We start from the raw sequence: 14173 nt of genomic DNA on the forward strand, positions 1-14173 counted from the left end.
ATGGCTAACCAATTATTATCTGGTAAAAAGGGAATTATTTTCGGCGCGCTGGACGAGCGCTCTATCGCCTGGAAAGTAGCATTGCGTGCAGTGGAAGAAGGTGCAGAGATCGTGCTTTCCAACGCACCGGTGGCTTTGCGTATGGGTACCATCAAAGAACTCTCCGCCCTGTGTAACAATGCACCCGTGATCGGCGCGGATGCTACATCAGTTGCCGATCTTGAAAGTCTGTTCAACCAGGCTACCGAGCACTTCGGTGGTAAGATCGACTTCGTGCTGCACTCTATTGGCATGTCGCCCAATATGCGCAAAGGCTTTGCCTATGACGGCACCAATTATGATAATTTCCTGAAGACCCTCGATATCTCTGCATTGTCTTTCCACAAAGTGATGCAAACCGCTAAAAAGCTGGACGCCCTTAATGAATGGGCTTCCGTGGTGGCGCTCAGCTATATCGCTGCACAGCGTACTTTCCCCGGCTACAATGATATGGCAGATGCGAAAGCCCTGTTGGAAAGCGTTGCCCGCAGCTTTGGCTACTATTACGGCATGGAAAAGAAAGTAAGGGTGAACACCGTTTCGCAGTCGCCGGTACCCACTACCGCCGGTTCCGGCGTAACGGGCTTCGACGGCTTCTACCATTATGCCGAGAAGATGTCGCCCCTGGGCAATGCCAGCGCCGGCGATTGCGCCAACTATTGCATTACCCTGTTCAGCGATCTTACCCGTATGGTAACGATGCAGAACCTGTTCCACGATGGCGGTTTCTCCTTTACCGGAGTCAGCCACCAGATCATGGAAGAGATGGAAAAGGCGAAGGGCTAAAGGATGGCCCTGCGTCGGAGACACTAAGTTAAAAGGCAAGGGAAGGCTCCGTAAACGGAGGCTTCCTTTTATACAATATAAGTACTGTTATCCCGTTCTAAGGTTTATGAGTAGATTTATACGGCTGGCTGCTGGTCTTGCTATTACAGTTTCGTTCGGTTTCCAGGGCTATGCCCAGATCACGGGCGGACAGCATGCTTTCGAATACCTGCGGATGAGCAACAGCCCGCATGTATCGGCCCTGGGCGGTTATGTACCGGCCAGCCCGGATAAGGATGTTACTTTCACCCTGCAGAACCCTGCACTGCTGAATCCCGGCTATCACAACCAGCTGGCGCTGAACTACAACCTTTATTATGCGGGGATTGGTATCGCCAACCTGCAATATGCCTATCACGTGGCGCCGCTGAATACCGACTTCGGTTTCGGTGTGCAATATTACAATTACGGTTCCTTTCAGAATACAGATGTACAAGGCAACAACCTGGGTGATATCCGGGCCGCAGATTATTCAATCAACCTGTCGGCTTCGCGCCGGTACCTGGAGCGCTGGCGTTATGGCGCTACCCTCAAATGGGCACAATCAATCCTGGGCGACCGATCGGCTATGGCTGTGCTAGCCGATGTAGGCGTGGTGTATGAAGATACGGCTAACCTCTGGACTATTGGTGTCGTAGCCAAGAATATGGGTGTGATGCTGAAAAAATACAATCCCGAAACCCAGTCGGAGCCCATGCCTTTCGACCTGCAGATCGGGGTAAGCAAGCAACTGCGCAACCTGCCCTTACGCCTGTTCATTGTCGGTCATCACCTCTATGAATGGAATGTGCGCTACAATAACCCGGCCGATAAAGTAAACAACAGCCTGCTGCCGACAGCGGACGACACGGCAACCAATAAAAAGTATATTGCCGATAAGCTATTCCGGCACCTGAACTTTGGTGTCGAGCTGATCCTGGGTAAACGTATCACGGTTTCGGCGGCCTACAACCATATCCGCCGCAGCGAGCTGGGCGCGCAGGATGCCAAGGGTCTGGCGGGGTTCTCCTTTGGCGCAGGTGTTAACCTCAATAAGCTGCAGGTACATTACGCACGGTCCTATATGACATCGGCAGGCGCCTACAACGAGCTGGGACTAAGCTTTCAGCTGAATAAATTCTTTGCTATCGGCAAAAAGACCGAAGCCTGGGGTTGGGATAAAACGTATTGATCCGCTGGATCAGAAAAAGAACAAAGGGCTGCCGGAAGGCAGCTCTTTGTTTGTGACATGGTCTTGTTGGTACTCCCTGGATCCGGGTATATTCCAGCTACATATCATCGGGCAACCAACGGGCCATCGCCGCAAGGATGTCTTTGTCGGAAATGGCTTCTATGAAAAGTACTTCCATTCTTCTGCTCTCTCTGGTCCTTTCTTTATCTGCGGGTGCGCAGCAGTTCAGTGTTATCGATTCGCTACCGATAGGGGCCTATGGTACCGCCGCATGGGGCGACTACGATGGTGACGGCCGCAAAGACCTGGTATATATTGCCCAAACCATGACCGAAGGTCAGCCCGATATTTTCCGTATCTATCACAATACTGCATCCGGGATGATCGGTGTTGCAGATATGGGCTTTTTATTCAATCCTGCTGCCCACTGGGCCGATCTGGACAATGATGGCAAAGACGACTTGCTCGTATCCGGGTTTGCGGCCGACACCTTCGCACCTGTTTTCAGGATATATAAAAGTAACGGCAACGGTAGCTTTCTGCTCGTGAACGATACCCTGAAGCGACTTGCAGAAGGGGGCATTGATGTCGCGGATTATAACGGAGACGGTTTAAAGGACATTGCCGCTTCCGGAACAGACACGGCTGGTGAACCCTACTCGCTGATCTGGCGCAATGAAGGCGGATTCCGCTTTTCAGATATCGGCGCCGGGCTTGCCGGTATTCGCGGCGGTGAATTGAAATGGCAGGATTATGATGGCGACGGCAAATCCGATCTGGCCATGAACGGAGTCAATTGGAATGCTTCAAGAACCTATATCTACCATAATGAAGGTAATGACAGCTTTCGCCTGGCCAGCCCTTATATGAAAGGTGGCTTTGGTACCGTCGATTGGCTCGACTATGATGCGGATACGCACCCCGACTTGTTGGTGACCGGTGTCGATAGTGCCGGCCAGCACAACTTTGTTGGGCTCTATCGCAACAATGGCGACGGTACGTTCAGTCAGGTCAACACCAACCTGCCGGCATTCGGGGAGCCCTCGGCGGTGGATATCGCCGATTTTGACCGGGATGGCAAGCCGGATATCTGTTTTGGTGGAGGCAACGACACTTTCTTTAGTTTCTCCGCCATGGCCTTTGGGAATACAACACCTGCTTTTGACAGGATGGGAAGCTTCCGGCAGATGGATGTGACCAATTGTATTGTCGCCGCTGCCGATATCGATAATGATGGTGACTCCGATCTCCTGTTCAGCAACTTCCTGCTACGAAACGACGGGCCTGCCAGTATCGGCAGTCATGAGTTGCCAGGCGTAGTCGTCTATCCCAATCCTGTCCGGAAGCTTCTTCTGCTGCAGCACAGCGAGCCTGATGATGTAGCGCTGATCCTCTCCGATATAAGCGGAAAGGTCGTGTATCAGGGCAAGGCGCCTTCAGGTATCCATATGCTCGACATCAGCGGTTATGCTCCTGGTATATACCAGTTATTCATGCGCTCGGGCGAAAGACAATCGGTAAAGCGCCTGGTGTTCACCGGCCGCTGATCTCTGTTCTGCGGTGGAGCGATATACGCTATTGCAGATCCGTTTTTTTCTGCGCTGTTGTCGCCTTCAGCACGCCGGCGTCCACGATACGAGCCTTGATCACGAAGGTAATCACACCTTCGTCGGTAACCATATCGATCTCCTGGCTATAATCGCCGTAGCGATCTTTGGTGTCAAGTGTGGCAAGAATTTTGCCTGTTGCCAGGTCAAAGCTCCGGATGCCGCTTTTTTCCGGGATGAGGATAGAAGAAATCCTGAACCCGTTCATGAACAGATGATTGGCGGGATAGGCTTTGGGGTCTCCTGTATTTACCCCGAACTGATAGAATTGTCCTTCTGCTATATCGCCAAGATCGGTGATCGTTCTGTGGATCGTTGACTTACTGCGGGGATTGAGGGTAGGATCGATATTGCGCTGTAGCCGGGCTTCTGCTATGGGGTCGTACAAAGGATCATAAACTAACCTGCGGTTTTGGGCCATGGGCCGCCCCTGTCGGTAATTTTGAGCACCTGCTTCCTGCCACAGTAGTGGCAGCATAAAGCATAGCAAGAATATCTTTTTCATAGGATATTTTTTGAAAGAAAAATGATGGGAAATGGATTTTAATGTTTAGCCCTGGCATACCCGAATGAATACTTTATCCAGCTGCTGTCTTTCGATCGCTGATCTCCGTACTGTAATGGCGATATCTTATTGCAAATCCGTTTTTTTCTGAACCGTTGCAGCCTTCAGCACACCGGCGTCCACGATATGCGCGTTAACCACGAATACGAGATTGCCATAGGCGGTAGCGACAGAAAACTGCTGGCTATAGTCGCCGTAGCGGTCTTTAGTATCGAGGGTAACAATAAACTGGTTGTTAGCCGATAAAGACACACTGCTGATGCCGCTGCTTTCGGGAATTGAGATAGACGAGACATCGCTTTGACGTACATATAAATAATCCTGTGGGTAATAATGCCCTTTCGTCGGGCTGGCCTTAAACTGGTAAATCTGTCCTTCTGCGATTTCACCGAGATCGGTAATCGTCTGGTGCACAAGCGCATTATTCGTTCTTGCCGTCGCGTCAGTATTCCTGGACGCAAACGCCCGTTCCATAATTTCAAACGGCTTGTCCGGAGGCCTGTGGTATTGGGCACCGGCCTCCTGCTGCAGGAAGGTCAGCAAAAGCGGTGAAAGCAATATTTTTTTCATAGGATAAATTTTTTATGGTAAGCTTAGCTAAAGATAGGACTTATTTTTATCTCCGGGGTTTAAAACGCAAAGGATTTTCTTTAAGGGATTGTCAAAACGCGCTACCTCGGCACGAAAAGGCTATCTACAATTAGTTGGAAGACCGACTGAAGCAGCCGTTGGCCTGGTCGCGATGACAAGCCTGAACCTGGTGGATACAAAAGAGCTGCTCCGCACAGGAACAGCTCTTTTTATACAGGCCGCAAGCGGCATCTCTATTGCTTTTGCCTAGCCCATTTCGGGGTAGAGGCTGAAGCCGTTCATATATTCGTTCACCTCTCCCTTCACAGCGGCGATCACTTGTTCGTCGTCGGGCGACATCAGCACTTGATCCAGCCAGGATACCACCTGCACCATATCCTGTTCTTTAAGGCCACGGGTGGTAATCGCCGGTACACCCACACGGATACCTGAAGTAACAAAGGGTGACTTATCGTCGAAAGGTACCATATTCTTATTGAGCGTGATATCGGCTTTCACCAGCGTATTTTCTGCTTTTTTACCGGAGATGTTCTTGTTGCGCAGGTCGATCAGCAACAGGTGGTTGTCGGTACCGCCCGAGATGATGTCGTAACCTTTGGCCAGGAAAGCCTCCGCCATGGCTTGTGCATTGCTTTGCATCTGGCGGGCATAGGCTTTATATTCGTCCTGCAGTATCTCGAAGAAGGATACGGCTTTTGCAGCGATCACATGCTCCAGCGGGCCGCCTTGCAAGCCGGGGAATACCGACAGGTCCAGCAGCTGGCTCATCATGCGGATCTCGCCTTTAGGACCAGTGATGCCCCATGGGTTTTCAAAATCCTTGCGCATCATAATGATGCCGCCACGGGGACCGCGCAGGGTCTTATGGGTAGTAGAGGTTACAAAGTGGCAATGGTCGAAGGGGTCGTTGAGCAATCCTGCAGCGATAAGGCCGGCAGGGTGAGCGATATCGGCCAGCACCAGTGCGCCGATCTTATCGGCAACGGCGCGGATACGGGCATAGTCCCAATCGCGGCTGTAGGCCGAAGCGCCGCAAATGATCAGCTTGGGTTTTACTTCCAGGGCTTTTGCCTCCAAAGCGTCGTAATCGACAAGGCCATCTTCCTTGCGCACACCATAGTGATGTGCCTGGTACATCTTGCCGGAGAAGGTAACGGGCGAGCCGTGAGTAAGGTGTCCGCCCATGCTGAGGTCGAGGCCCAGCAATGCGTCTCCATGCTTCATTACAGCAAACTGTACGGCTGTATTGGCCTGGGCGCCGCTGTGTGGCTGTACATTTACATACGCAACGTTAAAGATCTGTTTGGCCCGGTCGATAGCCAGCTGCTCGCTCTTATCCACTACCTCGCAACCGCCGTAATATCGTTTGCCGGGATAGCCCTCGGCATACTTGTTGGTCATCACATTGCCCATGGCCTGCATTACCTGCAGGCTGGTCAGGTTTTCGGAGGCGATCAGCTCCAGGCCGCGGCGCTGGCGGTCCAGCTCTTCCCTGATGAGGCCGAATATTTCAGTATCTTTTTGCATCGGTATGAATTGAAATTTTTAAGCAATCAAAAGTAGGGTGCCAGTCTTTCGTAAAGCACCTCTGGCATCGGGATCTTTCTCCTGGTTTTCGGATCGAAAAAGACCAGGGTTACTACGCCTTCATTCAGCAGCTTGCCTGCCTCATTGTACAGCTCCGAATGAAAGCTGATCTGTGGGTTTTCTTTATCAAGCACTTTCAGGCTGGTCTTTACCGTAACGAGATCATCGTACAATGCAGGGCGGAAGTACTTTGCATTCATTTCGATCACCGGCATCATCACCCCGGCTTCTTCCAGCTGGCGGTAAGTAAAGCCCAGCTGCCTGATGGCTTCGGCCCGGCCCTGTTCATAATAAAGTGCGTAGAAGCCGTAGTAGAGATAACCCATCTGGTCGGTCTCCCCATAGCGGACCCTTATCTGCGTAGTGGAAGTGTACATGTGTCGGACCCTGTATTTCTGCAGCGGGATACGACGTACGGGTACTGGCGCCTGTATCCTGCCTGCCGGTATGCTGTTATGCCATATTGTGGAACACGCGCTGCACGTCGTCATCCTGCTCTACACGCTCGATCAGCTTGAAGACCTCGTCGGCCTGCTCTTCGCTGACTTCAACGGTATTGAGGGGCAGCCATTCCAGTTCGGAAGAGATGGGCGTAATGCCTTTTTCTTCCAGGGCCTTCTGCATATTGCCGAAGTCGGCAAAGTCGCAGCGGATGATAAGATTGCTTTCGCTGTCCTCGCCCAGCTCATCGAGACCCGCGTCGATCAGTTCCAGCTCCAGCTCGTCGGTGCTGAGACCTTCGGGGTTCAGCTTGAATACACCGAGATGGCGGAAGGTAAAGGCTACAGAACCGCTGTTGCCCAGGGTGCCGCCGCCTTTGTTGAAGTGTGAGCGTACATTGGCTACGGTACGGGTAGTGTTGTCTGTGGCAGTTTCTACCAATATTGCTACGCCATGCGGCGCATAGCCTTCATATAATACTTCGTCGTAGTTGCTGGTATCTTTACCCAGGGCATTCTTGATCGCAGCTTCAACGCGGTCTTTGGGCATGTTGATGCTCTTGGCGTTCTGCATGCAGCGGCGCAGGGCAGGGTTGGTCGCCGGGTCAGGGCCGCCTTTCTTTACCGCGATCGCGATTTCTTTACCGACCCTGGTAAAACCTTTTGCCATACGGTCGTAGCGGGCAAACATCTTGGACTTACGAACTTCGAATATACGTCCCATAAATTTGGAAAGAATTGATTTAAAAACTGGTGGCGAAATTACTCAAAATTTACCGGGTTCAAACAGTTTTGTTATAATGAAACCCGCCTGGAACAAGGTCCCCTTTTAAACCTTACATTTGCAGGTAATTTGCAACATCTGATGAATAAAATCAAGATCAACGATCATACAGAGCTTGAAGTGGCTGCAACGGACGAAGCCGTTACCGTAAATGAAAAGGTGATCGGCTGGAACATGAAAGAGTTGCCTAACGGCACTTTCAGCATCCTGGCCAATGGTAAAAGCTATCTTGCCGTGGTCGACCAGGTGGACCGTGCCACCAAGCAGCTTAAGGTAAAGGTGAATGGCAACAGCTACGCTATGGCGGTAAAGGAGCCCATTGACCAGCTCCTGCAGAAAATGGGCCTGAATATAGGAAATGCCCGTAAGGTGGAAGCGATCAAAGCACCTATGCCCGGCCTGGTGCTGAAGGTAATGGTGGAAGAAGGGCAACAGCTGAAAAAAGGTGATCCGGTGCTGATACTGGAAGCCATGAAAATGGAGAATGTGTTCAAAGCCCCGGCCGATGCTACAGTAAAGGCGATCAAAGTAACCGAGCGCAAAGCGGTGGAAAAAGGCGAAGTGCTGATTGAGCTGGCCTGATCCTGATAGAGAACGATTTTAATGCGACTGTCCATGAAACATATCATCAGCCTTATATGCGGTATCGGGTTGCTGCTGCAAAGCGCTTATGCCGGTAATTATTCCTACATCTATATCGAGGGCGACAAGCAAACACCCTTCTATGTCAAGCTGGAAGGGCAGATGCAGCCACGGTTGGGCAAGAACTACTGTATCATCCCCAACCTGGCGGCAGGAGTAAGCTATGTCGAGATCCTCTTCCAGCAGAATGCCTACCCTCCGCAGAAATTTGCGATCAACATACCGGAGTCGGGTAGCCGGGGCTTTGTGCTGCAAAAGGTAAACGACCGGCAGTTTGCGCTCTATGATATCCAGCAGAAAAATTATATCGTATCGGGTAATAAGCCTGAAGAAGACCATATCCCCGATCTGGCGCAACAGCAGGATGCGCTTGCACCAGTCGTAAGCAATACACCGGTAGCTGTTGCAAGTACTCCGGCTGCTACTACTACACCTGTGCCCAGCGCAGGGGATGAAGGTATACCGGCTTTCCGGCCCGAAAAGAAGAAGAGCAAAACCAAGCCTGTAAAGACAAGCGAGGAAGCGACGGTTACGCAGGAATCCAAAAAGGACGACCGGTTTCTCGATAATATAGAGCTGAACAGCGATGGTACGGCCGTGGCTGGCACTGCCACTGGTGCTGCCGTTGATCCGGTGCCGCCTATGCCCAAGCCGGCAAAGAATAAAAAGAAAACACCTAAGAAACCGAAGACAGAGGAGACCAACCTGGCCGCCATCAACGAGGATACCGATTTCACCGATCATGCTGCTGCCAAAGAAGAGGCCGGTGATCCGGGGGTGCCCAACAGCGATTGCAAGACGGCGATGAGCAGCGATGACTTCGAAGATTTCGCGCTGAAGATCCTTGATAAGACCGATGATGATGCCCGCATTAAAGTACTGTCCAGAAGCAAAGGGCGCCATTGCTTTACGACGGAGCAGGTGCGTATTATCGCAAACAACCTGGAAACGCAATCGGGTAGGCTGGATGTGGTGAAAATGCTATACCCGCAAACCAGCGACCAAGGCAATTATCCCAGGCTGGAGAGCCTGTTCAAGACCAGCTTTCTGAAAGAAAAATTTCGCCAGATCATTAATCCTAAATAATAGGAGAAGTTAAGTTTAATAAAACAGAGAAGTCAAGTTTTCATCAAAAAAACCTGACTTCTCTGTTTTATTGACGCTCGGCTACAAAATTGAGCCCGAAGAAAAAATATTCCCTTCGAAACCGGCTCCTGCGCTGTATTTCAGCTTCCCTACGCAACAATGCTTCCGGATCGGCATTGCGGTAACGGTGGGGCAGGTAATACCGCACATATTGTACCGATGCCGGATCTATGTTGAAATGTGCTTTATCCATCAGCGCTGTCCATGCAGCCAGGCTGCGGATGTTCTCATTCCCGATCAGGATATCTTTTTGCAACTTCTCATCCCATTGCTTGATGATCCGTTTGTTGCCGCGGTATTTGTACAGCTTGATGTTCTGGATCACATTGCTGCCATTCTCTTCTATGGCGATCAGCTGTCCGCCGGGTTTCAATGCCTTATGGAAAATGGCCAAGGCGTCGCCGATCGGTTCGAGGTGATGCAGCGTATCCTGCACGATCACCGTATCGTAGCTGCCTGCAGCAGGAGGGTTGTCGAAAAGGTTTTCATAAGAGCAGGTAAACAGGTTGGCGTTGCCAAACTGGTTCCAGTATGCATATCGTCCCGCTACCGTTTCAAAATAAAATTCCAGGGTAGTGCCATGTGTGCTGATGCCATTCATCGCGAGGAAGAGTGCGGTTGTACCATAGCCCGAACCACAGTCCCATACCTTTTTTGAGGGATCATTGATGCGGGCGGCAATGTACCGCAGGCGTTCCAGGAAATAGTTTTTGCGAAAATGAAAGGACGAGGCTTTGCCGAGAAATTTGTAATAACGATGCATTTCTTCGCGCTGCTCCAGCTCTTTAAGGAATAGCTCAAAAAAATGTTCGGGGGTCATCTGCATGGTTTGCTACTGATTTCTGCAAATCTAAGGAACAACGGTAACTAAACCTTAAAAAAGCAGGCGATCACAATACTAGCGGGTGTGGATCATCAGGGGCAGGGTATAGACACAGCGCACCGGCCGGCCCCGAAGCTTTGCCGGCTGCCACCGGGGCATTTTCTGGAACAGGGCTGTCACAGCAGTATCCAACGCGGGATGCATTGACCGGGTTACCTTTACCGTACGGGGATAGCCTTGATTATCGATCTCAAAATACAAGATCATCCTGCCGGCCGTTTCTCCAACGGCTTCGGGGATACGCAGGTTTTGCCAAAGAAATTGCAATGAGGCTGATGTTCCTCCGGGATACACTGGTAAAGTTTCCACCTGTCCGCAGGAGAATAGGGTGTCTGCTGTCGGCAAACGATGTTCCTGCTGCACAGAAGCGGCAGGGTAAAAGCAGGACAGCCAGAAGAAGGAAAACAATAGGCGCATGATCCGGGGGCTTTGACAGAAGACGGCTGCCGTCGCTGATTCCACAAAAACAGGCAACACGGAAAGGTGCTGCCTGTTGTATGGAGTAGCTTATCGTTCTTATAAATGCTTGCCGTGACAGGCTTTGTACTTTTTGCCGCTGCCGCAGGGGCAAGGATCGTTGCGGCCGATCTTAGGCTCTACCTGTACGGGCTGGCGTTTTACCGCGGGCGGTGCGCCGGGCTCCTGGTAGTAATCGTTCTCATCGGCGGCATAGTCTTCGCCTGCCGCTTCGATCTGCGCTTTGTTGTCGTGCAGCTGGCTCATGTCGGTACGCTGCGGCGGCATCTGCGCTGCCTGGGGTGGCGCTTCCTGCATGGGAATACCGGCGCGCCACAGGAACGAAATAATATGCTGGTTGATCTCGAGCAAAGCTTTCTTGAACAGCTCGAAGGCCTCGAACTTATAGATCAGCAGCGGATCTTTCTGCTCGTAGGAAGCCATACGTACCGATTGACGCAGGTCGTCCATAGCCCTCAGATGGTCTTTCCAGGTCTCATCGATCATGGCCAGGGTAATATTCCTTTCGAGGGTATCCACTACCGGTCGGGCTTTCAGGTCTACAGCCTCACGCAGGTTGATGTACAGCTGCATGCCGCGTACGCCATCGGTAAAGGGGATCACGATATTTTCCACGCGGTCGCCCTGCTGCTCCAGTATCTGTGCAAATTGGGGATGGATGTGCTCACAAAGGCTTTCCATCTTGCGCTGGTAGAAATCTTTAGCCTGATGGTACAGCTTGTCCCCAAGCAGGTCGATGCTTTTGAGGTCCTCGTCGCTGAATTCCGGCTCGATGGCGAGCTGGCGAACCACTTCGATCCTGAAGTTCTCCGGATCGTTGCCAAACTCGGCAGCCAGGTTGGCGCACACGTCAATGAGCGCATTATCGAGATCGATTGCAAGGCGTTCTCCGAACAAGGCATGACGACGGCGCTTGTAGATCACATCGCGTTGAGTGTTCATCACATCGTCGTACTCAAGCAGGTTCTTACGGATGCCGAAGTTGTTCTCCTCTACTTTTTTCTGAGCTCTCTCGATAGATCGGGTAATCATGCTGTGCTGCAGCACCTCGCCTTCTTTATGTCCCATACGGTCCATCATGGCGGCAATACGTTCGGAACCGAACAGGCGCATCAGGTCGTCTTCCAGCGATACAAAGAACTGGGAAGTACCGGGATCGCCCTGCCGGCCGGAGCGGCCACGCAGCTGGCGGTCCACACGACGGCTTTCGTGCCGCTCGGTACCGATGATGGCCAGGCCGCCGGATTCTTTTACGCCGGCGCCGAGCTTGATGTCCGTACCACGGCCCGCCATGTTGGTGGCGATCGTTACGGCGCCGCTAAGGCCTGCTTCCGCTACTACCTGGGCTTCACGGGAGTGCTGCTTCGCATTCAGTACATTGTGCGGGATCTTTTTCTGCTGCAGCATACGGCTCAGCAGCTCCGAAACTTCTACCGAGGTGGTACCCACGAGCACCGGGCGGCCTACGCCACGCAGGGCCTCGATCTCATCGATAACCGCTTTGTATTTTTCACGCTTGGTCTTGTAGACCAGGTCTTGCCTGTCGTTACGGGAGATGGGCAGATTGGTGGGGATAGACACCACGTCCAGCTTATAGATCTGCCAGAACTCGCCGGCTTCTGTTTCGGCCGTACCGGTCATACCACACAGCTTGTGGTACATGCGGAAATAGTTCTGCAGGGTAATGGTAGCAAAGGTTTGCGTCGCCGCTTCTACGGTTACATTTTCTTTCGCTTCGATTGCCTGGTGCAGACCGTCGCTGTAGCGGCGGCCTTCCATAATACGGCCGGTCTGCTCGTCGACAATCTTTACTTTCTCGTCGATCACGACGTACTCTACATCTTTTTCAAAAAGGGTATAGGCTTTCAGCAATTGCTGTACAGAGTGGATACGGTCGGCCTTGGCTGCATATTCCTGCAATACGGCATCTTTACGCGCGGCCTGTTCCTCTGCCGGGAGACCCATCCTTTCTATCTCAGCCAGCTCGGAACCGATATCGGGGAGGATAAAGAAGCTGGCATCTTCACCGGTGCCGGTGATCAGCGCAATGCCTTTCTCTGTAAGGTCTACGCTGTTTTGCTTTTCATCGATATAAAAAAACAGCTCTTCATTCACCTTAGGCATATTGCGTTGCTGCTCGCCTATAAAGTGATTCTCCGCTTTCTGCAGGATCTGTTTGTTACCCTCTTCACTCAGGTATTTAATGATCGCCGTATTCTTGGGCAGGCCGCGATAGGCGCGGTAGAGGTGCAGGCCGCCGTTGTCTTTGTCGGTTTTGCCCTCGGCGATCAGCTTCTTCGCCTCGGTCAGCGATTGGTTCACGATCCGGCGCTGGGCCTCTACCAGCTTTTCAATACGGGGCTTCAGGATGTGGAACTGCTGCTCATCGCCTTTGGGTACCGGGCCGGAGATGATCAGCGGAGTACGCGCATCATCGATCAGTACGCTGTCCACCTCATCGACCATGGCGAAGTGGTGTTTGCGCTGCACCATCTCCTCAGGGCTGTGCACCATATTGTCGCGCAGGTAGTCGAAGCCGAATTCATTATTGGTTCCGTAAGTAATATCGGCCAGGTAAGCGTTGCGGCGTTGCGGAGAATTGGGCTGGTGCTTGTCGATGCAATCGACAGTAAGGCCCAGCCATTCGAAGATAGGGCCGTTCCATTCCTGGTCACGACGGGCCAGGTAATCGTTCACGGTCACGACGTGTACCCCGCGTCCGGCGAGGGCATTCAGGTAAGCAGGCAGGGTAGATACCAGCGTTTTGCCTTCACCTGTGGCCATCTCGGCAATTTTGCCCTGGTGCAATACCGAGCCGCCGATCAGCTGTACGTCGTAGTGCAGCATGTTCCAGTTCACCTCTACTCCGGCGGCAGACCAGGAATTATTGTAGATCGCCTGGTCGCCCTCGATACGCAGATAGTTACGTGAAGCGGCCAGCTCACGGTCTTGTGGAGTGGCGGTAGAAACGACCTCTTTATTTTCTTTGAAGCGGCGGGCGGTCTCCTTGATCACCGCAAAGCCTTCGGGCAGCAGTTTTTCAAGAATCTCTTCCAACTGCTCGTTACGCTTCTTGTCCAGCTTGTCTACTTCGTCGTAGATGGCTTCGCGCTGATGCAGGTCGAGTTTGGCATCGGTATCGGCCTCTGCCTTCTTCGCCGCGATCTGCGCATCGATATCGGTAAGGTATTCGGCGATACGCTGACGGAATTCTATGGTTTTGTGACGGAGCTCGTCATTGGAAAGCGATTGGTAGCTTTCAAAATGACCATTGATCTCTTTGACCAGGGGCATGATCTTTTTTACGTCTTTTTCAGACTTGCTGCCCCCGAATATTTTAGATATGAAACCTAACATTGCTTGAATTTTAAGGATGGAAAATAGATATGGAATAAGCAATTGCAACGGGTCTTACC

13 protein-coding genes are annotated in these 14173 nt (G+C 51.9%); 5 read left to right on the forward strand and 8 right to left on the reverse strand.

The genetic code is table 11. The features are described 5' to 3' along the window. From DZC79_RS13980 to DZC79_RS13990, 3 genes are all read left to right on the forward strand, one after another. Positions 1-825 (forward strand): enoyl-ACP reductase FabI, encoded by an 825-nt coding sequence (locus tag DZC79_RS13980; protein WP_118952214.1) that lies wholly within the window; start codon positions 1-3, stop codon positions 823-825. Positions 826-931: 106 nt separating this feature from the next. After that, positions 932-2035, forward strand: coding sequence for a type IX secretion system protein PorQ (gene porQ / locus DZC79_RS13985; protein ID WP_118952215.1), 1104 nt, complete (start codon positions 932-934; stop codon positions 2033-2035). A 161-nt stretch (positions 2036-2196) separates the two neighbouring features. Beyond that, on the forward strand, positions 2197-3582 hold the full coding sequence (locus DZC79_RS13990) for an FG-GAP-like repeat-containing protein (RefSeq protein ID WP_198666900.1): 1386 nt from the start codon (positions 2197-2199) through the stop codon (positions 3580-3582). A 28-nt stretch (positions 3583-3610) separates the two neighbouring features. Here the strand turns inward: DZC79_RS13990 and DZC79_RS13995 are convergent, their stop codons facing one another. The 5 genes from DZC79_RS13995 to DZC79_RS14015 form a co-directional block, all read right to left on the reverse strand. Beyond that, positions 3611-4147 (reverse strand): hypothetical protein, encoded by a 537-nt coding sequence (locus tag DZC79_RS13995; protein WP_118952217.1) that lies wholly within the window; start codon positions 4145-4147, stop codon positions 3611-3613. A 126-nt stretch (positions 4148-4273) separates the two neighbouring features. Further along, a complete protein-coding gene (locus DZC79_RS14000) occupies positions 4274-4777 on the reverse strand; it encodes a hypothetical protein (RefSeq protein WP_118952218.1) in 504 nt (167 codons plus the stop codon). A gap of 267 nt (positions 4778-5044) precedes the next feature. Further along, complete coding sequence (locus DZC79_RS14005) at positions 5045-6325, reverse strand: serine hydroxymethyltransferase (RefSeq protein ID WP_118952219.1); 1281 nt, start codon at positions 6323-6325, stop codon at positions 5045-5047. A gap of 26 nt (positions 6326-6351) precedes the next feature. After that, a complete protein-coding gene (locus tag DZC79_RS14010) occupies positions 6352-6762 on the reverse strand; it encodes an acyl-CoA thioesterase (protein ID WP_118952220.1) in 411 nt (136 codons plus the stop codon). A 76-nt stretch (positions 6763-6838) separates the two neighbouring features. After that, positions 6839-7549 (reverse strand): YebC/PmpR family DNA-binding transcriptional regulator, encoded by a 711-nt coding sequence (locus DZC79_RS14015; RefSeq protein WP_118952221.1) that lies wholly within the window; start codon positions 7547-7549, stop codon positions 6839-6841. Between the two features lie 141 nt (positions 7550-7690). On the opposite strand from DZC79_RS14015, the gene DZC79_RS14020 reads away from it, so the two are divergent. Continuing rightward, positions 7691-8191 (forward strand): acetyl-CoA carboxylase biotin carboxyl carrier protein subunit, encoded by a 501-nt coding sequence (locus DZC79_RS14020; protein ID WP_118952222.1) that lies wholly within the window; start codon positions 7691-7693, stop codon positions 8189-8191. A gap of 33 nt (positions 8192-8224) precedes the next feature. Then, complete coding sequence (locus DZC79_RS14025) at positions 8225-9337, forward strand: DUF4476 domain-containing protein (protein ID WP_157977146.1); 1113 nt, start codon at positions 8225-8227, stop codon at positions 9335-9337. Between the two features lie 67 nt (positions 9338-9404). On the opposite strand, the gene DZC79_RS14030 is transcribed toward DZC79_RS14025, so the two are convergent. The 3 genes from DZC79_RS14030 to secA all read right to left on the reverse strand — a co-directional run bounded on the left by DZC79_RS14030 (position 9405) and on the right by secA (position 14114). After that, the gene (locus DZC79_RS14030) at positions 9405-10217 is read right to left on the reverse strand and encodes a class I SAM-dependent methyltransferase (protein WP_157977147.1); all 813 of its coding nucleotides are present in this window, start codon (positions 10215-10217) and stop codon (positions 9405-9407) included. A 78-nt stretch (positions 10218-10295) separates the two neighbouring features. Next, a complete protein-coding gene (locus DZC79_RS14035; protein WP_157977148.1) occupies positions 10296-10697 on the reverse strand; it encodes an energy transducer TonB in 402 nt (133 codons plus the stop codon). Positions 10698-10796: 99 nt separating this feature from the next. Beyond that, complete coding sequence (gene secA, locus DZC79_RS14040; RefSeq protein ID WP_118952226.1) at positions 10797-14114, reverse strand: preprotein translocase subunit SecA; 3318 nt, start codon at positions 14112-14114, stop codon at positions 10797-10799. Positions 14115-14173 lie beyond the last annotated feature (59 nt).

Origin of the sequence: Taibaiella helva (genome assembly GCF_003545695.1) — a bacterium.
In the GTDB taxonomy this organism is placed as follows: Bacteria; Bacteroidota; Bacteroidia; order Chitinophagales; family Chitinophagaceae; genus Taibaiella; species Taibaiella helva.